The 24,066-nt window shown below is 70.5% G+C and carries 25 protein-coding genes; 17 read left to right on the top strand and 8 right to left on the bottom strand.

Translation table 11 applies throughout. The features are described from left to right. The first annotated feature begins 27 nt into the window (after positions 1-27). From Q9S71_RS00460 to Q9S71_RS00430, 7 genes are all read left to right on the top strand, one after another. Complete coding sequence (locus Q9S71_RS00460; RefSeq protein WP_064003148.1) at positions 28-1,281, top strand: inorganic phosphate transporter; 1,254 nt, start codon at positions 28-30, stop codon at positions 1,279-1,281. Then, positions 1,278-1,613: a peptidase gene (locus tag Q9S71_RS00455; protein WP_311859976.1), complete on the top strand. Its 336-nt coding sequence runs from the start codon at positions 1,278-1,280 to the stop codon at positions 1,611-1,613. The genes Q9S71_RS00460 and Q9S71_RS00455 overlap by 4 nt, the downstream gene beginning before the upstream one ends. A 37-nt stretch (positions 1,614-1,650) precedes the next feature. Continuing rightward, positions 1,651-2,553, top strand: coding sequence for a phosphodiesterase (locus Q9S71_RS00450; protein ID WP_311859975.1), 903 nt, complete (start codon positions 1,651-1,653; stop codon positions 2,551-2,553). A 42-nt stretch (positions 2,554-2,595) separates the two neighbouring features. Beyond that, the gene (locus Q9S71_RS00445) at positions 2,596-2,985 is read left to right on the top strand and encodes a MerR family transcriptional regulator (RefSeq protein ID WP_311859974.1); all 390 of its coding nucleotides are present in this window, start codon (positions 2,596-2,598) and stop codon (positions 2,983-2,985) included. Beyond that, positions 2,982-3,965, top strand: a complete 984-nt coding sequence (locus Q9S71_RS00440; protein WP_311859973.1) for an aldo/keto reductase — start codon at positions 2,982-2,984, stop codon at positions 3,963-3,965. Before Q9S71_RS00445 ends, Q9S71_RS00440 begins: the two co-directional genes overlap by 4 nt. Before the next feature lie 64 nt (positions 3,966-4,029). Beyond that, the gene (locus Q9S71_RS00435; RefSeq protein WP_311859972.1) at positions 4,030-5,487 is read left to right on the top strand and encodes an aspartate ammonia-lyase; all 1,458 of its coding nucleotides are present in this window, start codon (positions 4,030-4,032) and stop codon (positions 5,485-5,487) included. An 80-nt stretch (positions 5,488-5,567) separates the two neighbouring features. Then, complete coding sequence (locus Q9S71_RS00430; protein ID WP_311859971.1) at positions 5,568-6,011, top strand: DUF4190 domain-containing protein; 444 nt, start codon at positions 5,568-5,570, stop codon at positions 6,009-6,011. Between the two features lie 62 nt (positions 6,012-6,073). On the opposite strand, the gene Q9S71_RS00425 is transcribed toward Q9S71_RS00430, so the two are convergent. Beyond that, positions 6,074-6,943: a fumarylacetoacetate hydrolase family protein gene (locus Q9S71_RS00425; protein ID WP_311285563.1), complete on the bottom strand. Its 870-nt coding sequence runs from the start codon at positions 6,941-6,943 to the stop codon at positions 6,074-6,076. A gap of 64 nt (positions 6,944-7,007) precedes the next feature. Here Q9S71_RS00425 and Q9S71_RS00420 point away from each other — a divergent pair, with 64 nt between their 5' ends. The 5 genes from Q9S71_RS00420 (at position 7,008) to rpsO (ending at position 11,368) form a co-directional block, all read left to right on the top strand. Next, positions 7,008-8,165: a PrsW family intramembrane metalloprotease gene (locus tag Q9S71_RS00420; RefSeq protein WP_311859970.1), complete on the top strand. Its 1,158-nt coding sequence runs from the start codon at positions 7,008-7,010 to the stop codon at positions 8,163-8,165. Positions 8,166-8,386: 221 nt separating this feature from the next. Further along, positions 8,387-8,950, top strand: coding sequence for a YceI family protein (locus tag Q9S71_RS00415; RefSeq protein WP_064003157.1), 564 nt, complete (start codon positions 8,387-8,389; stop codon positions 8,948-8,950). 40 nt (positions 8,951-8,990) lie between these two features. Beyond that, positions 8,991-9,359 carry an FKBP-type peptidyl-prolyl cis-trans isomerase gene (locus Q9S71_RS00410; protein ID WP_217531400.1) on the top strand — a complete coding sequence of 123 codons (369 nt, stop codon included), beginning with the start codon at positions 8,991-8,993 and terminating at the stop codon, positions 9,357-9,359. Positions 9,360-9,437: 78 nt separating this feature from the next. Beyond that, positions 9,438-10,973: a M15 family metallopeptidase gene (locus Q9S71_RS00405; RefSeq protein WP_311859969.1), complete on the top strand. Its 1,536-nt coding sequence runs from the start codon at positions 9,438-9,440 to the stop codon at positions 10,971-10,973. A gap of 125 nt (positions 10,974-11,098) precedes the next feature. Then, positions 11,099-11,368, top strand: coding sequence for a 30S ribosomal protein S15 (gene rpsO, locus Q9S71_RS00400; protein ID WP_018187174.1), 270 nt, complete (start codon positions 11,099-11,101; stop codon positions 11,366-11,368). An 82-nt stretch (positions 11,369-11,450) separates the two neighbouring features. Here the strand turns inward: rpsO and Q9S71_RS00395 are convergent, their stop codons facing one another. Together Q9S71_RS00395 and Q9S71_RS00390 are read right to left on the bottom strand one after the other, a co-directional pair. Further along, complete coding sequence (locus tag Q9S71_RS00395) at positions 11,451-12,461, bottom strand: isopenicillin N synthase family dioxygenase (protein ID WP_311859968.1); 1,011 nt, start codon at positions 12,459-12,461, stop codon at positions 11,451-11,453. Positions 12,462-12,520: 59 nt separating this feature from the next. Continuing rightward, the gene (locus Q9S71_RS00390; protein ID WP_311289751.1) at positions 12,521-13,030 is read right to left on the bottom strand and encodes an Lrp/AsnC family transcriptional regulator; all 510 of its coding nucleotides are present in this window, start codon (positions 13,028-13,030) and stop codon (positions 12,521-12,523) included. 119 nt (positions 13,031-13,149) lie between these two features. On the opposite strand from Q9S71_RS00390, the gene ald reads away from it, so the two are divergent. After that, complete coding sequence (ald, locus tag Q9S71_RS00385) at positions 13,150-14,247, top strand: alanine dehydrogenase (RefSeq protein ID WP_311859967.1); 1,098 nt, start codon at positions 13,150-13,152, stop codon at positions 14,245-14,247. A gap of 6 nt (positions 14,248-14,253) precedes the next feature. Here ald and Q9S71_RS00380 read toward each other — a convergent pair whose 3' ends face one another. After that, positions 14,254-15,375 (bottom strand): acyltransferase family protein, encoded by a 1,122-nt coding sequence (locus Q9S71_RS00380; protein ID WP_311859966.1) that lies wholly within the window; start codon positions 15,373-15,375, stop codon positions 14,254-14,256. Between the two features lie 145 nt (positions 15,376-15,520). Here Q9S71_RS00380 and Q9S71_RS00375 point away from each other — a divergent pair, with 145 nt between their 5' ends. Further along, complete coding sequence (locus Q9S71_RS00375; RefSeq protein ID WP_157532635.1) at positions 15,521-16,717, top strand: LLM class flavin-dependent oxidoreductase; 1,197 nt, start codon at positions 15,521-15,523, stop codon at positions 16,715-16,717. Continuing rightward, the gene (locus Q9S71_RS00370; RefSeq protein WP_064003163.1) at positions 16,714-17,358 is read left to right on the top strand and encodes an FMN reductase; all 645 of its coding nucleotides are present in this window, start codon (positions 16,714-16,716) and stop codon (positions 17,356-17,358) included. Before Q9S71_RS00375 ends, Q9S71_RS00370 begins: the two co-directional genes overlap by 4 nt. A gap of 5 nt (positions 17,359-17,363) precedes the next feature. On the opposite strand, the gene Q9S71_RS00365 is transcribed toward Q9S71_RS00370, so the two are convergent. Next, positions 17,364-17,960, bottom strand: a complete 597-nt coding sequence (locus tag Q9S71_RS00365) for a DedA family protein (RefSeq protein ID WP_311859964.1) — start codon at positions 17,958-17,960, stop codon at positions 17,364-17,366. Positions 17,961-18,110: 150 nt separating this feature from the next. Here Q9S71_RS00365 and Q9S71_RS00360 point away from each other — a divergent pair, with 150 nt between their 5' ends. Next, on the top strand, positions 18,111-20,066 hold the full coding sequence (locus Q9S71_RS00360; RefSeq protein ID WP_311859963.1) for a glycosyltransferase: 1,956 nt from the start codon (positions 18,111-18,113) through the stop codon (positions 20,064-20,066). 10 nt (positions 20,067-20,076) lie between these two features. Here Q9S71_RS00360 and Q9S71_RS00355 read toward each other — a convergent pair whose 3' ends face one another. Together Q9S71_RS00355 and Q9S71_RS00350 are read right to left on the bottom strand one after the other, a co-directional pair. Beyond that, positions 20,077-20,757 (bottom strand): response regulator, encoded by a 681-nt coding sequence (locus tag Q9S71_RS00355; RefSeq protein ID WP_311859962.1) that lies wholly within the window; start codon positions 20,755-20,757, stop codon positions 20,077-20,079. After that, positions 20,754-22,019 (bottom strand): sensor histidine kinase, encoded by a 1,266-nt coding sequence (locus tag Q9S71_RS00350; protein WP_311859961.1) that lies wholly within the window; start codon positions 22,017-22,019, stop codon positions 20,754-20,756. Before Q9S71_RS00350 ends, Q9S71_RS00355 begins: the two co-directional genes overlap by 4 nt. Before the next feature lie 127 nt (positions 22,020-22,146). Here Q9S71_RS00350 and Q9S71_RS00345 point away from each other — a divergent pair, with 127 nt between their 5' ends. Beyond that, positions 22,147-23,586, top strand: coding sequence for a cation:dicarboxylate symporter family transporter (locus tag Q9S71_RS00345; RefSeq protein ID WP_311859960.1), 1,440 nt, complete (start codon positions 22,147-22,149; stop codon positions 23,584-23,586). A gap of 72 nt (positions 23,587-23,658) precedes the next feature. Here Q9S71_RS00345 and Q9S71_RS00340 read toward each other — a convergent pair whose 3' ends face one another. Further along, positions 23,659-23,841, bottom strand: a complete 183-nt coding sequence (locus Q9S71_RS00340; protein ID WP_251582516.1) for a DUF5302 domain-containing protein — start codon at positions 23,839-23,841, stop codon at positions 23,659-23,661. Positions 23,842-24,066 lie beyond the last annotated feature (225 nt).

The raw sequence follows: 24,066 nt of genomic DNA, 5'->3' as shown, positions 1-24,066 counted from the left end.
CCCCCGATTCCCGACGGAAAGCGAACTGTGGAGACCGCAGCACTCATCGTCGTCCTGGTCATCGCACTGGCACTCTTCTTCGACTTCACCAACGGCTTCCACGACACGGCGAACGCGATGGCGACACCCATCGCGACGGGCGCACTCAAGCCCAAGGTCGCGGTGCTCCTGGCTGCCATCCTCAACCTCGTCGGCGCATTCCTGTCGACCGAGGTCGCCAAGACGATCTCGGGCGGCATGATCCGCGAGGATCAGCTCTCGCCCTCGATCTTCCCCGCGATCATCTTCGCCGGGCTGATCGGCGCCATCACATGGAACATGCTCACCTGGCTGCTCGGCCTTCCTTCGAGCTCCTCGCACGCACTCTTCGGCGGCCTCATCGGGGCGACGATCGTCGGCGCGTCCGTCAGCGCGATCAACGTCGGTGTCGTCCTGTCGAAGGTCGTCCTCCCCGCCCTCATCGCCCCCCTCACGGCCGGCATCATCGCCTTCGCCGCCACGAAGATCGCCTACGCCGTCACCCGCCGCTACGACAACAAGCCGGACGGCCGCGACGGCTTCCGCTGGGGTCAGATCTTCACGTCGTCGCTCGTCGCCCTCGCGCACGGCACCAACGACGCGCAGAAGACGATGGGCGTCATCACCCTCGCCCTCATCACGGTCGGGTGGCAGACGCAGTCCGAGCCCGAGCTCTGGGTCATCTTCGCGTGCGCGTTCACGATCGCTCTCGGCACGTACATGGGCGGGTGGCGCATCATCCGCACGCTCGGCAAGGGCCTCACCGACGTCAAGCCCGCACAGGGCTTCTCGGCGGAGGCATCCACCGCGTCGACGATCCTCGCCTCGAGCGCGCTCGGCTTCGCCCTGTCGACGACGCAGGTCGCCTCGGGGTCCGTCATCGGGTCGGGCCTCGGTCGCCGCGGGTCGAGCGTGCGCTGGCGCACCGTCGGGCGCATCACGGTCGGGTGGGTCCTCACGCTTCCGGCCGCCGGCATCGTCGGCGCACTGGCCGCCCTCCTCATCGTCGGACTCGAGAACCTCTTCGGCGAGGGACCGGGTGAGCTGATCGGCGTCATCATCGGCGCCGTCGTGGCCGTCGCCGTCGTGCTCGCGATCTTCCTGCGGTCCCGGCGCAACGAGGTCACCGCGGCGAACGCGATGAGCAGCGAGGTGGCCGACTCGGGTGCCGCCGTCGATCTCACGGAGGAACCGCCCCCCACGCGCCGTCAGCAGCGCGTCGCGCAGTCCGCCGCCGCATCCGACGAGGAGGGAACCCGATGAGCGTCGACGTCAACTGGCTCGCCTTCGTCCAGGTCTTCGTCGCGGCGCTCCTCGCCGCCGCGACGGTGGTCGCCTTCTACGCGATCGGTCTGCGTCTGCTGGTTCGGGCGGGACGGGTGCCGGTGGTCATCCCGGCCACCTTCACCGACGCGCTGACCGTGATGACGCCGAAAGAGCAGAAGCGGGCCGCCAAGGCCGCCAAGAAGGCCGCCAAGAAGAACCCGCTGAGCCCGGCGCAGAAGCGCATCGCCCTCGTCGGGGCGTACGCCGCGTTCGCGGTCTGCGGCCTGGTCGTGCTGGGCGGGCTCCTGCTCATCCTGTTCAACCACTGATCGCCGCGCGTCCGGGGGCGTCAATAGGCTGGGCGGCATGCAGCCCGTCTCCTTCGGCCGCCACGCGCCCGCCGTCCGCACGATCGTCCATCTGAGCGACACCCATCTGCTCGCCGGCGATCGCCCGCTCGGTGGCGCCTACGACGCCACGGGCGGTGTTGCGGCAGCCCTCGCAGCCGTCGAGCGCACCGGCATCCGCCCCGACGCGATCGTCGTGACGGGCGATCTCACCGACCTGGGAGAGCCCGCCGCCTACCGCCGGCTGCGCGAGCTCGTGGAACCGATGGCCGAGCAGCTGGATGCGCCGGTCGTGTGGGTCGCGGGCAATCACGACGAGCGACCCGCCCTGCGGGAGGTGCTCTTCGATGAGCCGGGCTCCGAAGCGCCGCTCACCGCGGTCCACGACCTGGACGGGCTGCGACTGGTCGTCCTCGACTCCACCGTCCCCGGCTGGCATCACGGCCTCGTCGATGCGGCGCAGCGCGAGTGGCTCCGGGAGGTGCTCGCCGAGCCGGCGCCGCTCGGCACGCTGCTCGCGTTGCACCATCCGCCGATCCCGAGCCACATCCCGTTCTTCGACATCCTCGAGCTCCGGGAGCAGGACGAGCTGGCGGCCGTGCTCGCCGGCACCGACGTGCGCGGCATCCTGGCCGGTCACCTGCACTACTCGACCTCGGGCACCTTCGCCGGCATCCCCGTGAGCGTCGCCTCCGCGACCTGCTACACGATGAACCTGCAGCGACCGGCGACCGAGGTGAACGGCATGGATGCCGGACAGTCCTTCCACCTCGTGCACGTCTACGACGACACGATCACGCACACGGTCGTCCCCGTGGTCGAGGCGCCGACGGGGGACTACTTCTCGGCCGAGTGGGTGGAGCGGATGGCCGCCCTCACACCGGACGAGCGCCTCGAGGCCTTCTCCCGCAAGCCCGCCTGAGCCTCTTGACTTCGCGCGCACTCGAAGTCCTACCGTGAGGGCATGTCCCTCCTCTCCACCTCTGCCGGCGCCTCCATCGCCGAAGCGGCGGACGCGACCGGCGTCAGCGCGCACACCCTCCGCTACTACGAGCGTGCGGGCCTGATGCTGCATCCCGTGGACCGGACCTCCTCGACCCACCGGCGCTACTCGGAGGCGGACCTCGCCTGGATCCGCTTCCTCACGCGGCTCCGCTGGACCGGGATGCCGATCGCCACCATGCGTCGCTACACCGAGCTCGTGCGCGAGGGGGACGCGACGATCGCGGAACGGCATCGACTGCTCGTCGAGCACCGGGAGGTCGTCCGCCGCCGGCTCGAGGAGGTCACGCTGAGTCTCGCCGCCATCGACCACAAGATCGACATCTATGACAAGGAGATCACCGCATCATGAAGACCACCGCACTCGGCCAGAACGGTCCCCGGGTCGGCCGCATCGGCCTCGGACTCATGGGGATCAGCGCCTTCTACACCGGCGCCGGACAGGACGACGCCGGCGGTGCCCGGACGATCCTCGGCGCCTTGGACCGCGGCGTCACCCTCCTCGACACGGCGGAGATGTATGGGCCGTACACGAACGAGGAGCTGCTGGGTCGCACCCTCGCCGAGGCCGGCCGCCGCGACGAGGTCGTCATCGCGACCAAGTTCGGGACCATCCGCCACACCGACGGCGACCAGCCGGGCATCGACGGCAGTCCCGACAACGTCCGGACCGCCGTCGAGGGGTCGCTCCGCCGGCTGCAGACCGATCGCATCGACCTGTACTACCAGCACCGCATGGACCCGTCCGTCCCGATCGAGGACACGGTCGGTGTGCTGGCCGACCTCGTCCGGGAGGGCAAGATCGGCGGATACGGGCTGTCCGAGGCATCCGTCGCCACCATCCGGCGCGCTCACGCGGTGCATCCGATGACCGCCGTGCAGACCGAGTACTCGCTCTGGACCCGCGATCCCGAGGCCGAGCTGCTGCCCGCGCTGCGCGAGCTCGGCATCGGGTTCGTGCCGTACTCGCCGCTCGGGCGCGGCTTCCTGACGGGTCGGATCCGCTCGGTCGACCAGCTCGACGAGGACGACTTCCGTCGGAACAACCCGCGGTTCGAGGACGAGGCGCTCGCCGCCAACCTGCGGATCGTGGACGTCATCGAAGGCGTCGCGGGCGAGGTGGACGCGACCCCCGCTCAGGTCGCGCTCGCCTGGCTCCTCGCGCAGGGCGAGGACATCGTGCCCATCCCGGGGACGCGCAAGCTCGAGCGCGTCGACGAGAACATCGGCGCCACCGAGCTCGCGCTCACGGACGACCAGCTGCGCCGGCTGAGCGGGGTCGGGCCGGCGGTCGGCGACCGCTACGCCGACATGTCGAGCGTCAACCGCTGAGGTCGGGGGGTGCGGGGATAGGCTCGTCCTATCCCCGCACCCTGTGACCCACAAGGACACCGCAATGGCACCTGACGCGATGACGCGTACCGAGACCGACTCCCTGGGATCGATGGAGATCCCCGCCGACGCCTACTGGGGCATCCACACCGCGAGAGCGCTCGAGAATTTCCCGATCTCGATGCGGCCCATCTCCGTCTACCGCGACCTCGTCGTCGCCCTCGCGATGGTCAAGCAGGCCTCCGCGCGCGCCAACAAGGAGATCGGCGTGCTGGAGGCATCCCGCGCCGACCTCATCGACCGTGCGGCGCAGCGCGTCATCGACGGCGAGTTCCACGACCAGTTCGTCGTGGGCGTCATCCAGGGCGGGGCCGGCACCTCGACCAACATGAACGCGAACGAGGTCATCACCAACATCGCGCTCGAGATGGCCGGCCGTGCGAAAGGCGACTACGCGTTCCTCTCGCCGATCGACCACACGAACCGCAGTCAGTCGACGAACGACGTCTACCCGACGGCGATCAAGGTCGGCCTCGGCCTCGACCTGCAGTCCCTCCTCGAGGAGCTCGACCTGCTGCGGCAGGCCTTCCTGAAGAAGGCCGACGAGTTCCACGACGTGCTCAAGGTCGGCCGCACCCAGTTGCAGGATGCCGTGCCCATGACGCTCGGGCAGGAGTTCCACGGCTTCGCGACGACGCTGGGGGAGGACTACCACCGGCTCCGCGAGAACGCGTACCTGCTCTACGAGATCAACATGGGTGCGACGGCCATCGGCACCGGCATCACGACGCACCCCGACTACTCCGGCTCGGTGCTCCGCCACCTGCGCGAGATCAGCGGACTCGACCTCGAGACCGCCGAGGACCTCGTGGAGTCGACGAGCGATACCGGTGCCTTCATGTCGTTCTCGTCGTCGCTCAAGCGCAACGCCATCAAGCTCTCCAAGATCAGCAACGACCTGCGGCTCCTCTCGAGCGGCCCGCAGGCGGGCTTCGGCGAGATCAACCTCCCGCCCCGGCAGGCCGGCTCGAGCATCATGCCCGGCAAGGTGAACCCGGTCATCCCCGAGGTCGTCAACCAGGTCGCCTTCGCCGTCGCGGGCGCCGACCTGACGGTGACGATGGCCGTCGAGGGCGGGCAGCTGCAGCTGAACGCGTTCGAGCCGGTGATCGCGCACTCGATCTTCCAGTCGATCACCTGGATGCGTCGCGGTATGCGCACGCTGCGGGTCAACTGCGTCGACGGCATCACGGCCAACCGCGAACGCCTCGGGACGATGGTCGGGTCGTCGGTCGGCGTCATCACGGCACTGACGCCGTTCATCGGCTACACCGCCGCCGCGGCCCTGGCCAAGACCGCGCTGCTCACCAAGCGGAACGTCGGCGACCTCGTCGTCGAAGCCGGCCTGATGTCGCGCGACGAGGTGGACAAGCAGCTGTCGCCGGCACGCCTGTCGGGGCTGCAGGCGGTCACGCGGGCGATCCCCGTTATCACGAAACCGGGTGACGTGGAGCAGCACTGATTGCCGGTTGTCTGGGAGAACGGTGAACGCTAGCGTCGGGGTCGTAATCCCGGCCGATGACCGACCAGAAGGACACTTCCATGACTGATCCCAACCAGCCGAACTCCCAGAACGTCCCCCCGGCACCGCCGGCCTACGAAGCGCCCGCCTACAGCAACGCGCCGCAGTACAACGCCGCCCCCTCGGGCGGATCGACCCCCGGCCGCACCATGGCGATCGTCGCGCTGATCCTCGCCATCATCCCCGGTACCCAGGTGATCGGTCTCATCCTCGGCATCGTGGCTCTCGTGCAGAGCCGCAAGGCCGGCGTGAAGAACGGTCTGGCGATCGCGGCGATCATCGTGAGCGTCGTGCTGCTGATCATCGGGATCATCGTCGTCATCGCCCTCGTCTCGTTGGCGGCGAGCGTCGGAGGCGATCTGACCACTCAGATCAACGCCTGCTTCGAGGACCCGTCGGGAAGCGTGACCTGGCAGGGTGTCACCACCTCGTGCCAGGAGCTGCTGGAGAGCAACGGCTACTGATCCGAGATTCGGAACGACGAGAGCCCTGGATGCGCGGCATCCGGGGCTCTCGTCGTTGCGGGTCAGTCGGTGATCCGGCAGAACGTCGTCAGCTCACCGATGCCGTCGATGCCGACCGTGACCGTCGAACGGTCGCGGAGGAAGATCTGCGGATCGCGGGAGTAGCCCGCGCCACCGGGGGAGCCGGTCGAGATGAGGGTGCCGGGGAGCAGGGTCGCCGACCGCGAAAGGTAGGAGACGAGCTTGGCGACGGGGTGGATCATCTGGCCCGTCGAGGCATCCTGCACCGTCTGCCCGTCGACGACGGCCCAGATGTGCAGATCCTGCGGGTCGGAGATTTCGTCCGCCGTCACGACGAAGGGGCCCGTCGGGGTGAAGCCGTCGAACGACTTGCACCGCGACCACTGCGCCTCGGAGAACTGGATGTCGCGGGCCGTGATGTCGTTGACGACCGTGTAGCCCCACACGTGGTCGAGTGCGTCCTCGAGCGCGACGTCGCGGGCCGCTGGGCCGATCACGACACCGAGTTCGGCCTCGTAGTCGACCGACTGACTCAGCGAACGTGGCCAGGTGGTCGTCTGGCGGTGCCCGCCCAGGGAGCCCGGCCACAGCGTGAAGATGGTCGGAGCGGCGTCCGCCTTCAGTCCCAGCTCGCTCGAGTGCGCGGCGTAGTTCAAGCCCACGGCGATCGTGACGGGCGTGTCGAGGATCGCGGACGCGAACACGGGGGAGCCCAGCGGCATCCACTCGACCTCGGGGTCGGCGGCCGCGTCCCGGACGCGGGCGAGGAGGGCGTCACCTCCTTCGATGAGCCGCTGCAGGCGCGAGGGTGCACCGTCGAAGAGGCGCGACACCACCGTCGCACGATCCTCCTCGACCAGGACCAGCTGCGGCTCGTCGACTCCGTCGGGGACAACGTGGGCGAAGCGCATGGTCCCAGGCTATCGTTCCCGTGCGCGGCGGCGGCTCGTGCGCGCCCGCCCCTAGGCTGAGCGCATGTCGTTCCCGTCGCCGCTCGCGCAGCCGACCCATTCGATGCCGGCGACGCCCCCGCCGGCTCCGCCGCGCCGGGACCTGCCCGTGCCCACGCCGGGAGCCGGGCGGACGGTCCTCTGGATCGTGGGCATCGTGCTCGTCTTGGTGGCGCTCGGCCTCGCGGCCTACTTCCTGACCTTCCTCGGCCCCGTCGCCGCGGTCGTCGCGGGGGTCCTGGCGCTCGTCCCGCTCGCGCTCGTCCTGGTCGCGGTCCGGATCATCGACCGCTGGGAGCCGGAGCCCCGCGGCCTGGTGGTGTTCGCGCTCGCGTGGGGGGCGGTGGCATCCGTCGCCCTCACCCTGGCGGTCGACCTCGTCATCGGTCTCGTCGTCCCGCAGGTGCCGGAGACGTTGTCGGCCGTCGTGCAGGCGCCGATCGTGGAGGAGTTCGCCAAGGGCGCGGGGGTGCTGCTCGTCTTCGTCGCCGCGCGCCGCGCCTTCGACGGACCGGTGGACGGTGTCGTCTACGGCGCCCTCGTCGGGGCGGGGTTCGCCTTCACGGAGAACATCCTCTACTTCGCCGACAGCCTCATCACCGAGGGTGTCGAGAGCGCCGCCTACACGTTCTTCCTCCGTGGGGTCCTGTCGCCGTTCGCGCACGTGATGTTCACGGCAGTGACGGGGTACGCGCTCGGCCGGGCCGCGCGGATCGGGCTCCGCGGCTCCGCGGGGACACCGCGGTGGCTCCTCGGAATCGTCGGGGCCATCGCTCTGCACGCCCTCTGGAACGGTTCCGCCGTGTTCGCCGACTTCTTCGCCCTCTACACGACACTCCAGGTGCCGCTGTTCGTGCTGTTCATCGTCGGTGTCGTCCTGCTGCGACGCGAGGAGGCGCGGTTGACCCGCGCGCGACTCGGCGACTACGCCGCGGCGGGGTGGTTCTCGCCCGGCGAGGTCGACATGCTGGCGACCCGCGCCGGTCGCGCGCGTGCGGTCGCCTGGGCGCGGACGCTGCCGGGGGACCGGTCCGCGGCGATGCGGCGCTTCATCGCCGAGGCGACCTCGCTGGCCGCCGCGCGGCAGCGCGTGGTGACCGGCCGCGACCCTGCGGCCGCCGTCGACGAGCGTGTTTACCTCGAGCGCGCCACGCGGGCCCGCGGCGACGTCCTCGCCCGCTGAGGGGGACTGCCGGAGAAAAGACTCAGCGCCCGGTGCCGCGGCGATGCCTGCGAGTCTTCCGGGCGCTGAGTTGGCTTGGAAAAATGATCCCGCTCACTCCCGACGCTGTCAAGACCCCCGCCCGCGGCGGGTTTTTCTATTCAGGGGAATAGGATCGGATGCGGCGACGTTTCGCCCTCTCGACCGCCGGAGCATTCCGGGCCCCCAGACGAAGGACCACCATGACCGACTCCACCGCGACCCTCGACATCCCCGGCTACAAGGCGGGGACCTGGATCCTCGACGCCTCGCACAGCGAGGTCGGCTTCAGTGTCCGCCACATGATGATCTCGAAGGTCCGTGGCCACTTCAACGTCAAGGAGGCGACCCTCGTCGCCCCCGAGAACCCGCTCGAGGCCACTCTCGAGGCGAAGGTCGACGCGGCATCGCTCGACACCAAGGACGAGGGCCGCGACGGCCACCTCCGCAGCGCCGACTTCTTCGACGTCGAGACCTACCCCGAGATCACCTTCACGTCGACCGGTGTGCGCGTCGAGGGCGGCGACTTCCTCGTCGACGGCGACCTCACGATCAAGGACGTCACCAAGCCCGTCACCTTCGAGGTCGACTTCGGTGGCTTCGGCACCGACCCCTGGGGCAACTACAAGGCGGGTGCGACGGCGAAGACCGTCATCAACCGCGAGGACTTCGGTCTGACCTGGAACGCGGCGCTCGAGACCGGCGGCGTGCTCGTCGGCAAGGACGTCACCATCGAGCTCGACCTCCAGGGTTCCGTCCAGGCCTGACGGCTTTGACCACGGAGAGCGCCTCGGGTTGGATGGACTCATGACTGCAGACCGCACCAAGCCCGAGATCGACGCGCCTCAGGGTCCCGCACCCGCCGACCTGGTCGTCCGCGACCTGATCGAGGGGGACGGTGTCGAGGCGAAGCCCGGCGACACCGTCACCGTCCACTACGTGGGCGTCGAGTACCTCTCCGGTGAGGAGTTCGACTCGTCCTGGAACCGCGGCGAGAGCATCCAGTTCCCGCTCCGCGGCCTGATCCAGGGATGGCAGGACGGGATCCCGGGGATGAAGGTGGGCGGCCGGCGTGAACTCGTCATCCCGCCGCACCTCGCGTACGGTCCCGCCGGTGGACACTTCCTCGGCGGCAAGACGCTGATCTTCATCATCGATCTGCTCGACGTCGCCTGATCCGACGCCTCACGTGTGGCCCGGCCGTTCCTCGGTCGGGCCACACGTGCGCCCGGGCTCTGCCCTAAGGTGAGCATCATGGGGAACGAGCGCCCGCGGGCACGGTGGACGGTGGTGCTCGCCGCGGCGGTACTCGCGCTGACCGTGGTCCTGACGCCCGGCGCGGCATCGGCGCAGACCGCGGCGCCGACCGGCACGCCCTCGCCCACGCCGACCCAGGCACCGACGCCCACCCCGACACCGACGGCCTCCCCGTCTCCGGCTGTCACGGTCCACGGCTACTACCGCACGCCGTGGTCCACCGACCCGCGGGTCTACCGCACCCGGACGGACGGCAGCGTCACCGCGCTGTCGCGGGAGCAATGGAAGGCCGCTGGGAGTCCCCGCATCCGCACCCTTCCCGTCACCTATGGGCGGGTGACGTGGTCCCCTCAGGTGTACGCACTGATCACCTGGCCGGACGGCACGGACGACCGCGGTGTCGACAAGGTCGTCGCGCTCGATCGGACGTCGTTCGTGAGCGCCGGCTCGCCGAAGGTCCGCCTGATGGGACATGTGCCGACGACGCGCTACTTCCGCTACCAGTCCGGGCCGTCGGACCTTTACGCGCGCACGCCCGACGGGAAGACGAGGAAGATGACGTCGGCGGAGCGGCGCGCGGCGGGTTCGCCGCGCGCGGGCTCCGTGGTGGCCGGCGGCTGGTACCGCGCCGCCTGGTCGCCCGCCGTGCACTTCGTCCGCACGAACGGATCGCACCGGGTGGTCACGGCCGCGGAGTACCGGCGCGCCGGGAAGCCGCAGGTGGCGCGCGCTCCGGTCGTCTACGCGAAGACGGCATGGTCCCCGATCGTCTACGGCCTCGTCACGTGGCCGACCTCGGCCGGCGACCGGAGCATCGACACCGTCGAAGCGCTCAGCGCGGCCGAGTACGCGCGGGCGGGCCGCCCGAAGACGACCATCCGCTCGCGGATCCCCGGCGATTCGTTCGTGCGCCTGTCGACGGGGTCCTCGATCCTCCACCGCATGGACGGCTATCTGACCCCGATGACGACCGCGCAGTGGCGTTCCGCGGGGTCGCCCGCGGTCCGCACCGTCGCCCCCGGCAAGCCGATGTACATCCGCGGCATCCTGATCGTGAACAAGTCGATCCCGTTGCCGTCCTCCTACGGCAACGGGCTCCGTCCGGAGCTGACGAGCGCCTGGGCGAGGATGCGGGCCGACGCCAGGAAGGACGGCGTCTCGCTCTCGATCATCTCGGGCTTCCGCTCCTACGCCTCGCAGCAGAGCGTCTTCGCGAGCAAGGTCCGTCAGCACGGCAGGGCGGAGGCCGAACGGCGCTCGGCGCGACCCGGCCACAGCGAGCATCAGACCGGTTTGGCCATCGACGTCAATTCGATCTCGCAGTCCTGGGGCGAGACCCGCGCCGGCCGGTGGGTGGCCGCGAACGCGCATCGGTACGGCTTCATCGTGCGGTACCCCCGAGGCGAGGAGAAGGTGACCGGCTACCGCTGGGAGCCGTGGCACCTGCGGTACGTCGGCATGGGGGTGGCGACGCATCTGAAGAAGACCGGCCTCACGCTGGACGAGTACCTCGGTGTGACCTCGCGCTACTGACGGCGGGCGGTGACCTCGGTCCCCGTCGTGTAGACTCCTGTGGTTGCCGTTCGATCGGCCGCGGATAAAGAGAGCCCACGCATCAGGCGTCGGGCGCCGCGCAACGAAGAGGAAGGGGATCACCTATGGCACTGGAAGCAGACGTCAAGAAGGCGATCATCGAAGAGTACGCGACGCACCCCGGTGACACCGGATCCCCCGAGGTGCAGGTCGCGATGCTGACGCAGCGCATCAAGGACCTCACCGAGCACCTCAAGGAGCACAAGCACGACCACCACTCGCGTCGTGGGCTGTTCCTGCTCGTCGGTCAGCGCCGCCGTCTCCTGGGCTACCTCCAGGACGTCGACATCAACCGTTACCGCTCGCTCATCGAGCGCCTCGGCCTCCGTCGATAAGGCACCGCACCCAGCGTTCAATCGCGCAAAACATTCTTGAGAAGGCCGCCCCACGGTGTGGGGCGGCCTTCGTCGTTCCGGATCAGGCCCGCGCGGCGACAAGGTCGGGGTGCCAGATCGCGGCGACGTCCGGGTGCGCCCGCAGTCGCGACTTCAGCGCGTTCTCGCCGTGGAGCCCGTGGATGGGGTTGCGGGGGTCCTGCGACACCCCGCGCGCCTGCGCGGCCAGATCCGCCGGGAGGTCGATCGCGGGCAGCTCGGCGTCGAGTGACGGGTTGAAGAAGAACGGGACCGAGATGCGGTCCTCGGGTGCCCGGGGCGAGACGACGCGATGGTTGGTCGCGGTGAGGTACCCGCCGGTGGCGTGTTCGAGCAGTTCGCCGATGTTGACGACGAAGGATCCCGGAACGGCGGGTGCGTCGATCCATTCGCCGTCGCGCTCGACCTGCAGGCCGCCCTTGCCGGGCTCGACCCACAGCAGCGTGACGACACCCGCATCCTTGTGCGCACCGACGCCCTGCTGGGGCTCGGGCGCAGCGGACCCCGGGTAGCGGACGATCTTGAGCAGGGTCTGCGCCTCGCCGAAGTGGTCGTCGAAGTAGGTCGCGGGTGCGCCGAGGGCCTCTGCCCACGCGCGCAGGAGCGTCCGGGCCACGTCCGACAGGATCGTCGTCCACTCCTCGGCGATCCCGCGGAGTTCGGGCTGGGCGCTCGGCCACAGGTTGGGTCCGACGAGCGCGGCGTAGGCGGGGGCGTCCGGGTCGGTCACCGCCGGGCGCTCCGGTCCGATGTCGATCTGCTCGCGCCAGTCCACGAGGCCCTGCGTGCGCTCGCCGCCGATACGCGTGTACCCGCGGAAGTGCGGGCTCTTCACGTTCTCGATCTCGAGCTTCGCCTCGTCGGGCAGCGCGAAGAAGGCGCGCGCCGCGCGGTGGAGGCGGGCCTCGAGTTCGGAGGAGACGCCCGTGCCGGTGAGGTAGAAGAACCCGACCTCGTGGGTGACCCGGCGCAGTTCGGCACGGAACGCGTCGGCGGCCTCGGGCCCCTGATCGAGCAGTGAGAGGTCGAGGACGGGGAGGCTCTGAGCGGACATGGTCCGAGGATAAGCAGGCCGCCCCGGCGTGCCGCCCAATGTTGCGGGTCGTTACCGGCTCAGTGGAACGGGGCGGCGACGCGATTGCGGTGGTAGTCGAAGATGATGCTCGTCCGGGTGTTCGCGACGCTGCGCTGCGCGGAGAGGTGCTCGACGACGAAGGCCCGCACCTCGCTGGAGTCCGCGACGGCGATGTGGATGAGGAAGTCGTCCGACCCGCCGAGGAAGAACATCTGGATGACCTGGGGGAGCCCGCGCACCTCGTGGGCGAACTCCGTGATGCTCTCGTGGCGCGAGCCGGGTCGCAGTGTCACGTGCACCATCGCCTGGAGTCCCGCACCGACGACCCGCTGGTCGACGCTCGCGTGGAAGCCGGTGAGGACCCCGCGCTCCACCAGCGCGCGGGTGCGGGCGTGCGCGGTCGACGGTGCCACCCCGATGCGGGCGGCGAGTTCCGCGTTCGTGAGCCGCGCATCGGCGGCGAGGGCGTCGACGATCGAACGGTCGACCTCGTCGAGGTCGACGGCGGGTCGAAGATCCTTCGCCCGGTCGTGCGAAATAGCCGTCATTCCGTCTCCTTCTTCCATCCTCGGGCCATCTTCACCGAAGGATTTGCCGTTGTCACACGTTCGTCACGAATCATCTGCAGGATAAATCCACATCACTCGCCGACGAGGAGCGTGCCGCCATGCGCATCGGGGTCCCCACTGAGATCAAGAACAACGAGAACCGGGTGGCGATCACCCCCGCCGGTGTGGACGCCCTCGTCTCCCGCGGTCATGAGGTCCTCGTGCAGTCCGGTGCCGGCGCGGGCTCCCGCCTCTCCGACGACGCCTTCGCGGCGGCCGGTGCGACGATCACGCCGGACGCCGAATCGACCTGGGGCGACGCCGAGCTCGTGGTGAAGGTCAAGGAGCCCATCGCCGCCGAGTACGGTCACCTCCGGGGCGACCTCACCCTCTTCGCCTACCTCCACCTGGCCGCGGACCGACCGCTCACCGACGCCCTCATTGCGGCGGGCACCACCGCCGTGGCGTACGAGACCGTGCAGGCCGCGGATCGGTCGCTGCCCCTCCTGTCGCCCATGAGCGAGGTCGCCGGCCGGATCTCCATCACCGTCGGCGCGCACACGCTCATGAGTGCCGCAGGCGGCCGCGGCACCCTCCTGGGCGGGGTCGCCGGGACGCCGAAGGCCAAGGTCGTCGTCATCGGCGGCGGGGTGGCCGGCGAGCACGCGGCGGCGAACGCCCTCGGGATGGGTGCGAACGTCACCGTCATCGATGTCTCGCTGCCGCGGCTGCGTGAGCTCGAGAAACGATATGCCGGCCTGCACACCCGCGCCTCCAGCCGGTACGAGATCGCGGAGCAGGTGGCATCCGCTGATCTCGTCATCGGATCGGTCCTCATCCCGGGTGCGGCGGCGCCGAAGCTCGTCACGCTCGACATGGTGGCGGGCATGAAGGCGGGCGCGGTCCTCGTGGACATCGCGATCGACCAGGGCGGCTGCTTCGAGGGGTCGCGTCCGACCACGCACGACGACCCCACGTTCGGCGTCCACGACGCCGTGTACTACTGCGTCGCGAACATGCCCGGCGCGGTGCCCGAGACCTCCACGCGCGCCCTCACGAACGCGACGCTGCCCTACGTCACGGCGCTCGCCGACAAGGGGTGGGATGCCGCATCGGCGGCCGATCCCGCGCTGGCCAAGGGACTGAACGTGCGAGCGGGGCGGGTCGTCAACGAGGGCGTCGCCGCGGCGTTCGGCCTGACGTTCGCCCCCGCCTGACTCCTCTCAGGTCCTGGGCGTCCCGCTCGGCGCGCCCGGCCGCCGCGACCCCGTCGGGTCGTTGCGCCGTCCGTCGCTCCGCGTGAGGTCGGGGTCGGCGAACAGCCATCCGGGGCGCGGTTCGATCAGCGGGCGGAAGACGCGGCGGACCGGTCGGGACGCCAGGAGCACCGTGATCGCCACCGACAGGAGGGCGACGAGCGGCAGCCACAGCCACGTCGGATCGAGTCCGCGCAGCACCCCCGATTCCCGGAACGGGTAGAGCACGAAGGAGTGCAGGAGGTAGACGTACATCGTGTACCGTCCGATCGAGGTCCAGCGGTACTGGCCGCGGGGGATGAGCGCGAAGAACGAGACGCTGAGCACGAGCGCGAGGGCCATGAGCAGCAGTCGCACGCCGCCCGCCCACCACTGCCATCCGACGAGATCGACGTAGTTCTCCTCGTAGAAGAGCCACTGGCTGAGGTTCATCTCCTTCAGCGGGCCGACGAACACCCACGCGCAGACGCCGGCGGCGACGAGGATCGCCGCGGCGGCCAGACGCAATGACAGTCTCCGTCGCTGCAGCAGCCCGTGGCGTTCGAGGATGCGGTGATGGCTGAGCCACCATCCCAGGGCGAAGAACGGCAGCAGCCCGAGCGTGCGCGAGAGCGACAGCGTCGCGTCCACGTTGGGGAAGTAGCCCACCGTGATCGAGATGACGAGCGTCCAGAGCAGCGGCATCCGGAGCAGTGCGAGGTACGGCAGCACGAGCCGGAAGATGGCGAGGGCGAGCAGGAACCAGAGGGTCCACGACGGCTGGGTGAGATTCGGGTTCGCCTGGCCCTCGACGAGGAACTTCGTCAGCGTCCACAGGCCCTCGAAGATCACGTACGGCACGACGATGTCGGTGAGGAGACGGGTCATCCGTCGTCTGCTCGGCGGGTCGGAGCGCGAGAAGTAGCCCGAGATGAGCGCGAACGCCGGCATGTGGAACGCGTAGATCAGGAAGTAGAGGCTCTGCGCGATGTCCGAGTCGTACGTCAGCCGCTGGATGGCGTGCCCGAGGACGACGAGCAGGATGCAGGCGGCCCGGGCGTTGTCCCAGATCGGGATGCGGCGGGTGCGGCCCGCGGCGGCGGTACTCATCCGGGCCAGAGTACCCGCGGGAATAACGTGGACACCACGGCGTTGACACCGGTATATTCACTTGCATGAATCGGGCGCGATCCGTCCGGGAATCGAGAGGGACACCGTGAGCGACACCAACAGCACCACCACCACCTGGCCTGGGGTGCAGTTCGGCATCTTCACCGTCACCGACATCACGCAGGACCCCACCACGGGTCACACGCCGAGCGAGCGAGAGCGCATTGCGGCGACCGTCGAGATCGCCAAGCACGCCGAAGAGGTCGGCCTCGACGTCTTCGCCATCGGCGAGCACCACAACCCGCCGTTCTGGTCGTCCTCGCCGACGACGACTCTCGCGTACATCGCGGCGCAGACCGAGCGCCTCATCCTCTCGACCTCGACGACGCTCATCACGACGAACGACCCCGTGAAGATCGCCGAGGACTACGCGATGTTGCAGCACCTGTCGGGCGGTCGCATGGACCTCATGCTCGGGCGCGGCAACACCGGTCCCGTCTACCCCTGGTTCGGTAAGGACATCCGTCAGGGCGTGCCGCTCGCGATCGAGAACTACGCCCTGCTCCACAAGCTGTGGCGTGAGGACGTCGTCGACTTCGAGGGCAAGTTCCGCACGCCGCTGCAGGGCTTCACCTCGACGCCGCGGCCGCTCGACGGTGTGCCGCCCTTCGTGTGGCACGGCTCGATCCGCACGCCCGAGATCGCCGAGCAGGCCGCGTACTACGGCGACGGCTTCTTCGCGAACAACATCTTCTGGCCCGCCGAGCACTACCAGCGCCTCATCGGCCTCTACCGTCAGCGCTGGGAGCACTACGGCCACGGGGCTCCCGAGACGGCGATCGTCGGCATCGGCGGTCAGGCGTTCATGGCGAAGAACTCGCAGGATGCCGTCGCGCAGTTCCGCCCGTACTTCGACAACGCCCCCGTCTACGGCCACGGCCCGTCGATGGAGGACTTCACCGAGATGACGCCGCTCACCGTCGGGTCGCCGCAGCAGGTGATCGACCGGTACGCGGGCATGCGCGACCTGTTCGGCGATTTCCAGCGTCAGCTCTTCCTCGTGGACCACGCGGGGCTTCCGTTGAAGACCGTGCTGGAGCAGCTCGACTTCCTCGGCGGCGAGGTCGTGCCGGTGCTCCGCAAGGAGCTGGCGAAGGATCGGCCGGCCATCGTCCCCGATGCCCCCACCCACGCGGCGCGGGTGGCCGCCACGTACGGTGACGGTCCGGTCCGTGAGGCCCGCCCGCGCGCGAACCGCGGCGACAACCTCTCCGGCCCGAGCCCGTACCAGGACACCCCGGCTCCCGTCGGCGCCGCGTTCGGTCTGGGCGGTGCGCGATGACCGCCCGTCGCATCGCGGTCGTCTCGGCGGGGCTCTCGAACCCGTCGTCGACGCGGATGCTCGCCGACAAGCTGGCGACCGCCGTGCTCGCGGACCTGCGGGAGCGGGGGGTGGAGGCATCCGTCGACACCTTCGAGCTGCGCGAGTATGCGCACGACATCACGAACAACCTCCTCACCGGGTTCGCCCCGCCCGCCCTCGAGACGATGATCAACACGGTCGTGTCGGCCGACGCGCTCATCGTCGTCACGCCGATCTTCTCGACGAGCTACTCGGGCCTGTTCAAGTCGTTCATCGACGTGCTCGACCCCGACGCGCTGCAGGGCAAGCCCGTCCTCATCGGGGCGAACGCGGGCACGGCGCGGCACTCGCTCGCGATCGACTACGCGATCCGTCCGCTGTTCGCCTACCTGCACGCCGAGGCGGTCTCGACCGGTGTGTTCGCCGCGTCCTCGGACTGGGGCGCCCGCGCCGACGACGTCTCGCCGCTGTCGGCTCGCATCGAGCGCGGCGCACGGGAACTGGCGGATGCCGTGACGCGGCGCCCGGCCGGCGAGACGCTCGACCCGTTCGACCCCGAGTCCTACCTCGGCAAGGGCGGCTCGTTCGGCCACCTGCTCGGCGGTCTCACGGGGGAGTGACCCCGTCAGCGTGAGCGGCGGCCCGTCCAGCGGGCCGCCGCCGCGTCGATCGTCACGCCCAGGATGATCGCAACGGCGATGGAGACGACGACGGCCAGCGCGGGGCTGCCCGGCAGGAGACCGCCGACCGCGGCACCCACGACCGCCTGGTAGAGCGCCCAGGCGGTCGCCGCGACCGCGACCGCGCCCAGGTACCGGGCCGCGGGCACCCTCGTCGCTCCCGCGGTGAGGTTGACCGCGAGCCGGGCGAAGGGGATGAACCGCGCCGTGAACACCACCGTCGCCGTCCCGCGCGACAGGCGGGCTCCCGCCCACTCGAACGCGGCACGGATGCGGCGGTGCCGCATCCATCCCCACCGCTCCACGCCGGCGAAGCGCCCCACGCCGTAGCAGAGCGCGTCGCCGCAGAAGGCGGCGAGGGCGGCCACCCCGACGACGGCGGCGAGCGGCGGCGTTCCGGTGGCGGCCGCGAGCGCCCCCGCCGCGGTGACGGCCACCTCGCCCGGGACGACGACGAGGACGGCGTCGGCGAGGACGAGGGCGAAGAGCGCCGGCAGCGCCCACGGGCCCGCCGCGACGCTCGTCAGCAGATCGGCGAACACGGCGCCTGTGTAGCAGGCGGGGGTGAACGACGCGCGAACGGGGGACGGCGCGGAACCGGTCGGTGGACGCGCGGGGAGGGGTGGATGAACACTCCGCGATCCGGGCCTTCCGCGCTGTGTCAGGGCTCCGCCGCCCGTCACCCTGGTGCTGTGAGAGTCGCGGTCGTCACCGAGTCCTTCCTCCCGCACATGAACGGGGTCACCGGATCCGTCCTGCAGATCCGGGACCATCTCGAGCGACGCGGGCACGACGTGTTCGTCATCGCGCCCGCCGCCGGACGCCGGGGGCTCGGGATGCCGGGCCGCGCCGTGCCGTCCGTCCCGCTGCCGCGGTACCCCGCCGTCCGTCTCGCCGTGCCGCCGGTCGCCTCGCTCGCCCGCGACCTCGCCCGCTTCGACGCGGACGTGGTCCACCTCGCCTCGCCGTTCCTGCTCGGGTGGCAGGGGCTGCTCGCCGCGGAGGCGCGCCGGCTGCCGAGCGTCGCCGTGTACCAGACCGACGTCGTCTCGTACGCGGGGAGGTACGGGCTCCCGCAGGGGGCCGCCCTGGCCGAGGCGCACGTGCGCCGGCTGCACCGCCGCGCGACCCTCACCCTCGCCCCCTCCGCGTCGGCGCGCGCGCAGCTCGAGGGGTTCGGCGTCGACCGCGTCGCGCTGTGGGGACGCGGCGTCGACGGTGCGCGGTTCACGCCGAGCCGACGCGACGAGCGGTGGCGGCGGAGCATCGCCCCCGGCGAGGTGATCGTCGGGTACGTGGGGAGGCTGGCTCCCGAGAAGCAGGTGGAGGACCTCGCGGCGCTGCGGGGGATCCCCGGCATCCGTCTCGTCATCGTCGGGGACGGGCCTGCGCGACCGGTCCTCGAGCACCTCCTGCCGGACGCGGTCTTCCTCGGCCACCTCGACGGCGACGCGCTGGCGACCGCGCTCGCGTCGTTCGACGTCTTCGTCCACCCCGGCGAGAGCGAGACTTTCGGCCAGACGATCCAGGAGGCGCAGGCCAGCGGCGTCCCGGTCGTGGCGACGGGGGCCGGCGGTCCCGTCGACCTCGTCCGCAGCAGCGTCGACGGGTGGCTCTACCGCCCGGGCGACGCGGACGACCTGCGCGCGCGGGTCGCCGACCTCGCCGGCGACGGCGCGAAGCGGCGCGCCTTCGCCCGCGCCGCCCGCGACGCGGTGTCGGGACGCACCTGGGAGGCGCTCGCGGACCGCCTCGTCGAGCATTACGACCGTGCGGCGATGCTGCACCGGACGGATGCCGGGCGCCGGGCGCTCGCGTGGCCCCGCCCGGACATCGCCTCCCCCGGCGCCGCGGGCGGGCGCTCCTGGTCCCGGTACGTCGCGCTCGGGGACTCGATCTCCGAGGGCCTGTGCGATGCGTCCCGCATGCCGCGGGGTGCGTTCCGCGGATGGGCCGACCGGCTCGCGCACCTGCTCGCGCTGAGCGGCGGGGAGCGTCGTCCCTTCCGCTACGCGAACCTGGCGGTCCGCAGTCGCCGCGTCGCGCACCTCGTCGAGGAGCAGCTGCCCCGATGCCTCGAGATGCGCCCCGACCTGGTGTCGGTGCTGATCGGCGCCAACGACCTCACCCAGGTGCGGTGCGACCCGGTCGCGCTGGCCGCGCAGGTGGAGGATGCCGTGATCCGCCTCCGCGACGCGGGGTGCGACGTGCTGCTCGCGACGGTGTTCCTCCCTGACAGGTGGGCGGCGGGCGTGTTCACCCGACGTTTCGCCGTCTACAACGCGCACCTGCGCCGGGCGGCCGCACGCACCGGCACGATCCTCCTCGACCTCGCGGCCCTCCCCGAGTTGTCGCGCGTCGAGCTCTGGGCCGACGACAAGGTCCACCTGCGCTCGCGGGGGCACCGCTACGTCGCCTACCGCGCCGCTGAGGCGCTCGGCATGCCCGACGCCGAGGCGCTCGCCGGTCTCGACGAGGCCTTCCACGTCGACGAGGAGCCCCCGACCGGCTCGTGGCTGCGCCGCGACGCGCTGCCGTGGGTGTGGCGCCGGCTGCGGGGCCGGACGGCCGGGGACGGGCTGACGGCGAAGGTCCCGGACTACGTCCTCGTCGGCCGTCCCGGCGGGCGGGCCGGCGTGCAGCGCTGAGCGGCGCCGCTCACTGCTTCCAGCGGTACTCCGTCTCAGGGCGGCCCGGGGTCCCGTATCGCTGCACCCGCTCGACCCGGCTCGCCTCGGCGAGGTGCTCCAGGTATCGCCGCGCGGCGACCCGCGACATCCCGAGCCGGTCCGCCGCCTCCCGTGCCGACGCCGGCCCCGTCCGCAGCAGCGCGCTCACGCGGCCGAGGGTCTCGGGCGACAGCCCCTTCGGCAGGGTCGGCGCGGGCGCGGTGCGCAGGGTCCCGAGCATCGCGTCGATCTCGGCCTGCGTCGCCGCGCCCGCCGTCTGCGACACCTGGTCGCGGAAGCGGCGGTACTGCTGCATCCGATCCTGGAAGTCGCCGAACGTGAAGGGTTTGACGAGGTACTGCACCGCGCCGAGCGTGATCGCCTGTCGCACCACCTCCGCATCGCGGACCGACGTGATCGCGATGACGTCGACCGTCCCGGCTCGGGCGCGCAAGTGGCGGAGGACATCGAGGCCCGAGCCGTCGGGCATCGTCATATCGAGCAGGACGAGGTCGATGTCGGCGGCGCGGGGATTGTCGAGCAGGGCGGCGACGGCGGCGCGCGCGCCCGTGCACTCGGCGACGACCTCGAAGCCGTCCAGCCGCTCGACGTAGTGCCGGTGGAGTTCGAGCGTGAGGGCGTCGTCGTCGACGACCAGGACGCCGATCATCCGTTCCTCCGGGGGAGGATGACGCGGAACGTCGTCGGATCGGACGTCACCGAGATCGTGCCCTCGGCCTCCTCCACGATCGAGCGCACGAGGGCGAGGCCCACGCCGCGACCGAGCTCGCCCGCGGGTTTCGTCGAGAAGCCGTGCGCGAAGATGCGGTCCGCGATCTCAGCCGGGATGCCGTCCCCGCTGTCGGCGACCTCGACGGCGAGCTCGTCCTCCGCGGTGCGGGTCATGCGCACGTCCACCCACCGCGGCGCGGCGCCGGACGCCGCGGCATCCAGCGCGTTGTCGATGAGGTTCCCGACGACCGACACCGCGTCGACGGGGGAGAGCACCGATCGCGGCGCGTCGGCGTCGATGCGCGCGCGCCACTCGACACCGCGCTCGGCGGCCTGCGACGCCTTGCCGAGCAGCAGGGCGCCCACGGTGGGGTCGCCCTCGCGGCGGGCCGCGACCTGATCGACGAGCAACTGGCTCTGCCGGGCGTCCTCCGAGAGGATCTCGATCGCCTCGCTCGTGCGGCCCAGTTCGAGCAGGGCGATGGCCGTGTGCAGCCTGTTGCCGTGCTCGTGCGTCTGCGCCCGGAGCGCCTCCCCGAGGGTGCGCATGGACTCGTACGACGAGACGGCGTCGCGCACGGCGCCGGCGGGGAGGTCTCCGGTGACCCGCCGGGTCGCCCGCCGGGCGAAGATGGCTCCGGCGAGCCCCGCCGCGGCGAGGACCACCGCGATGCCGACCGCCACCAGGACGCGCGGGCCGAGCGTCTCGGCGATCGATCCGATCGTGACGCCCACCGACACTCGACCCACGACCTCGCCGTCCGAGACGACCGGCACGATCGTCCGGACGGACGGCCCCAGGGTCCCGGTGAACTCCTCCGTGAGGGTCGCGGTGCCCTCGGGGATGGTCCCGAGGTAGCGCTCGCCGATCCGAGCCGGGTCAGGATGGGTGATCCGGATGCCGGAGGGGTCCATCACGGTCACGAAGTCGACGCCGGCGTCGGCGATGATTGCCTCGATCACGGGCTGCAGGACGCGCGACGCCGCGGCGCGGTCCCCCTGCGCGAGGGCGTCGACGACGCCGGCGCTGTCGGCGATGGTCTCGGCGACCGCGCGCGTCACCCGCTCTGCCTCCGCCCGGACGGCGCGCTGCCCCTCCCAGAGCAGGATCCCGGCCATCGCGAGGGACAGGACGACGACGGCGGCCGAGACGGCGACGAAGACGCGGGATGCCGCGCTCGTCGGTCGGGGTCGCGCCACGCTGCACTCCTCTCGCCGTTGTGGGAACAATACGACCACAACTGCAGGGGCGGAGCGGACAGGCGCACGCTGGTCCCCGTCGACACAGCCGTCGGCTCACGACAACGACTGTCACGCAGGAGAGATCATGGCCCTCACATCCTCGTTCCGGCTCCCCGGATACAACCCGCGCCGCGGCAAGCAGGCCTGGGACAAGCACACCTGGCTCTACGTCTCGGTGATCATCGCGGTCATCCTCGGCTGCGTGGTCGGACTCGTCTGGCCGACCTTCGCCGTCGAGCTGGAACCGGTCGGCAAGGCGTTCGTCAACCTCATCAAGATGATGATCGCGCCGATCATCTTCTGCACGATCGTGGTCGGAGTCGGTTCCATCGCGAAGGCGGCCACGGTCGGCCGTATCGGCGGCCTCGCGCTGCTCTACTTCATGGCGATGTCGACGTTCGCCCTGGCGATCGGTCTCGTCGTCGGCAACATCATCCACCCGGGTGAGGGCCTCAACATGCAGGGCGCCACCTACGACACGGACTCGCTGCCCGAGGCCAAGACGACGAGCGAGTTCCTGATCGGCATCATCCCGACCACCTTCTTCTCGGCCTTCACCGGTGAGAGCGTCCTCCAGGTCCTCTTCATCGCGCTGCTGGTCGGCTTCGCGCTGCAGAAGATGGGCGCCAAGGGCGAGCCCATCATGAACGCCGTCAAGAATCTCCAGGCGCTCGTCTTCCGCATCCTCGGCATGATCCTCTGGCTCGCCCCGATCGGTGCGTTCGGTGCCATCGCCGCCGTCGTCGGCAAGACCGGTGTCGCTGCGATCCTGAGCCTCGGCCTTCTGATGATCGCCTTCTACATCACGTGCATCGTGTTCATCGTCGGCGTCCTCGGAACGCTCCTGTACGCCGTCGCCCGCATCAACATCTTCCAGGTGATGAAGTACCTCGGCCGCGAGTACCTGCTCATCGTGGGCACCTCCTCGAGCGAGTCGGCCCTGCCGCGCCTGATCGCCAAGATGGAGCACCTCGGCGTCTCCAAGCCCGTCGTGGGCATCACGGTCCCCACCGGGTACTCGTTCAACCTCGACGGCACCGCGATCTACCTGACGATGGCGTCGCTGTTCATCGCCGCCGGCATGGGCGCGCCGATGTCGATCCCCGAGCAGATCGGTCTCCTGGTCTTCATGATCATCGCCTCGAAGGGCGCTGCCGGTGTCACCGGTGCGGGCCTGGCGACCCTCGCGGGCGGTCTGCAGGCCTACCGCCCCGACCTCGTCAACGGCGTCGGCGTCATCGTCGGCATCGACCGGTTCATGTCCGAGGGCCGTGCGCTCACGAACTTCACCGGCAACGCCGTCGCGACGCTCCTCATCGGCACGTGGACGAAGCAGATCGATCGCGAGCAGGTCGCCGCGGTCCTCGCGGGGCAGCGACCCTTCGACGAGTCGACGCTCACGGGTCACGGCGTCTCGGACGACACCGGCGCCGTCGACACGACGGGCATCGGTGACGCCGCCCTCGACGAGGCAGCGGCCAAGGAGGAGCGCGCTCGCCGCCGCGCGGAGGTGGCTTCGCACTGACGCGACACGAACGCGGCGGGCCCGGACAGCCAGAAGGCGTCCGGGCCCGCCGTCATGTCGGGCCGCTCGGGCTCAGCCGCTCTTGCGTCGGAACTCGCGCTTGGTGACGGCGCCGTGCGTCCCGTGCACGGCGGAGTCTCCGTCCAGGTGGGCTTCACCCTTCCGGCTGTGCGCGTTCTTCTTCTCGAGCGCCTCGCGGAACTTCCGCTTCATGTCTTCGGATGCCGCGTCCGCGGTCTTCTCGTCGTCGCTCATGCCGCCACGATACGCACTCCGAAGGGTCCGCTGATAGGCTGGGTCGGGTTGCCCGCGGTTCTCATCGCGGCATCCGCTCAACTTCACAGTGAGCTCATGGAGCAGGCCCGGCAGGAAGCTGGTCCCCTGTGGTGGATTCCCATCCCGTTCCCGCGGATGGTGGTCTTCGACTGGTGGCCAGCGCAGGCGGTCCTCGCGGATTCTCCGCGCGCCCATATCTGCCTG

Source organism: Microbacterium gawkjiense (assembly GCF_031932225.1).
GTDB lineage: Bacteria > Actinomycetota > Actinomycetes > Actinomycetales > Microbacteriaceae > Microbacterium > Microbacterium gawkjiense.
Note: the sequence above shows the minus strand (reverse complement) of the source record. Positions and strands in the feature narration are given on the sequence as shown.

Bases quoted from the DNA above. Each gene is read 5' to 3' on its own strand.
- Q9S71_RS00340 (WP_251582516.1), bottom strand. From the start codon at position 23,841: ATGAGCGACGACGAGAAGACCGCGGACGCGGCATCCGAAGACATGAAG.
- Q9S71_RS00345 (WP_311859960.1), top strand. From the start codon at position 22,147: ATGGCCCTCACATCCTCGTTCCGGCTCCCCGGATACAACCCGCGCCGC.
- Q9S71_RS00425 (WP_311285563.1), bottom strand. From the start codon at position 6,943: ATGCGCTTCGCCCACGTTGTCCCCGACGGAGTCGACGAGCCGCAGCTG.
- Q9S71_RS00430 (WP_311859971.1), top strand. From the start codon at position 5,568: ATGACTGATCCCAACCAGCCGAACTCCCAGAACGTCCCCCCGGCACCG.
- ald (WP_311859967.1), top strand. From the start codon at position 13,150: ATGCGCATCGGGGTCCCCACTGAGATCAAGAACAACGAGAACCGGGTG.
- Q9S71_RS00405 (WP_311859969.1), top strand. From the start codon at position 9,438: ATGGGGAACGAGCGCCCGCGGGCACGGTGGACGGTGGTGCTCGCCGCG.
- Q9S71_RS00455 (WP_311859976.1), top strand. From the start codon at position 1,278: ATGAGCGTCGACGTCAACTGGCTCGCCTTCGTCCAGGTCTTCGTCGCG.
- Q9S71_RS00450 (WP_311859975.1), top strand. From the start codon at position 1,651: ATGCAGCCCGTCTCCTTCGGCCGCCACGCGCCCGCCGTCCGCACGATC.
- Q9S71_RS00415 (WP_064003157.1), top strand. From the start codon at position 8,387: ATGACCGACTCCACCGCGACCCTCGACATCCCCGGCTACAAGGCGGGG.
- Q9S71_RS00420 (WP_311859970.1), top strand. From the start codon at position 7,008: ATGTCGTTCCCGTCGCCGCTCGCGCAGCCGACCCATTCGATGCCGGCG.
- Q9S71_RS00355 (WP_311859962.1), bottom strand. From the start codon at position 20,757: ATGATCGGCGTCCTGGTCGTCGACGACGACGCCCTCACGCTCGAACTC.
- Q9S71_RS00370 (WP_064003163.1), top strand. From the start codon at position 16,714: ATGACCGCCCGTCGCATCGCGGTCGTCTCGGCGGGGCTCTCGAACCCG.
- Q9S71_RS00395 (WP_311859968.1), bottom strand. From the start codon at position 12,461: ATGTCCGCTCAGAGCCTCCCCGTCCTCGACCTCTCACTGCTCGATCAG.
- rpsO (WP_018187174.1), top strand. From the start codon at position 11,099: ATGGCACTGGAAGCAGACGTCAAGAAGGCGATCATCGAAGAGTACGCG.
- Q9S71_RS00445 (WP_311859974.1), top strand. From the start codon at position 2,596: ATGTCCCTCCTCTCCACCTCTGCCGGCGCCTCCATCGCCGAAGCGGCG.
- Q9S71_RS00410 (WP_217531400.1), top strand. From the start codon at position 8,991: ATGACTGCAGACCGCACCAAGCCCGAGATCGACGCGCCTCAGGGTCCC.
- Q9S71_RS00380 (WP_311859966.1), bottom strand. From the start codon at position 15,375: ATGAGTACCGCCGCCGCGGGCCGCACCCGCCGCATCCCGATCTGGGAC.
- Q9S71_RS00440 (WP_311859973.1), top strand. From the start codon at position 2,982: ATGAAGACCACCGCACTCGGCCAGAACGGTCCCCGGGTCGGCCGCATC.
- Q9S71_RS00390 (WP_311289751.1), bottom strand. From the start codon at position 13,030: ATGACGGCTATTTCGCACGACCGGGCGAAGGATCTTCGACCCGCCGTC.
- Q9S71_RS00435 (WP_311859972.1), top strand. From the start codon at position 4,030: ATGGCACCTGACGCGATGACGCGTACCGAGACCGACTCCCTGGGATCG.